The 804-nt window shown below is 74.5% G+C and carries 1 protein-coding gene; it reads left to right on the forward strand.

Annotation, left to right across the window (positions count from 1 at the left end; all coding sequences use genetic code 11):
• Positions 1-3: 3 nt before the first annotated feature.
• Positions 4-804 (forward strand): sodium:solute symporter family transporter (locus MTQ10_RS30860; protein WP_441351011.1); only part of this gene is annotated, 801 nt, incomplete at its 3' end.

An 804-nucleotide genomic window follows, 5' to 3' on the forward strand; every position in this document is an offset into this window, starting at 1 on the left:
CCGATGAACCCCAGCTACGCCGTCCCCGCCGTCGCCCTCGTCGTCGTCGCCACCGTCCTCGTCGGCGCCTTCGGGCTGCGCATCTCCCGCACCACCTCCGACTTCTACGTCGCCTCCCGCACCGTCGGCCCCCGCCTCAACGCCGCCGCCATCAGCGGCGAGTACCTCTCCGCCGCGTCCTTCCTCGGCATCGCCGGACTCGTCCTCGTCCAGGGCCCCGACATGCTCTGGTACCCGGTCGGCTACACCGCCGGATACCTCGTCCTGCTGCTGTTCGTCGCCGCCCCGCTGCGCCGCTCCGGCGCCTACACCCTGCCCGACTTCGCCGAGGCCCGCCTCGCCTCCCCGGCCGTACGGCGGCTCGCCGGCGCCTTCGTCGTCGGCGTCGGCTGGCTCTATCTGCTGCCCCAGCTACAGGGCGCCGGACTGACCCTGACCGTGCTCACCGGGGCGCCCGACTGGCTCGGCGGGGTCATCGTCGCCGCCGTCGTCACCGCGACCGTCGCCGCCGGCGGCATGCGCAGCATCACCTTCGTCCAGGCCTTCCAGTACTGGCTGAAACTCACCGCCCTGCTCGTCCCCGCCCTCTTCCTCATCGCCGCCTGGCAGGCCGACGGCGCCCCCCGGCAGGCCTTCGACGAACCCGCCGGGTTCCGCGAACAGCGCGTCGTCCGCGTCGACGGCCCCGTCGACCTGAGACTCCGCAGCCCCCTCACCGTCACCGTCGACGGCACCGTGGACGGCCGCCCCCACCACGCCGCCCGCCTCACCCTGCCCGCCGGCACCCACCCCACCGAGCCCGGC

Origin of the sequence: Streptomyces sp. XM83C, from assembly GCF_023072675.1 — a bacterium.
GTDB lineage: Bacteria > Actinomycetota > Actinomycetes > Streptomycetales > Streptomycetaceae > Streptomyces > Streptomyces thermocoprophilus.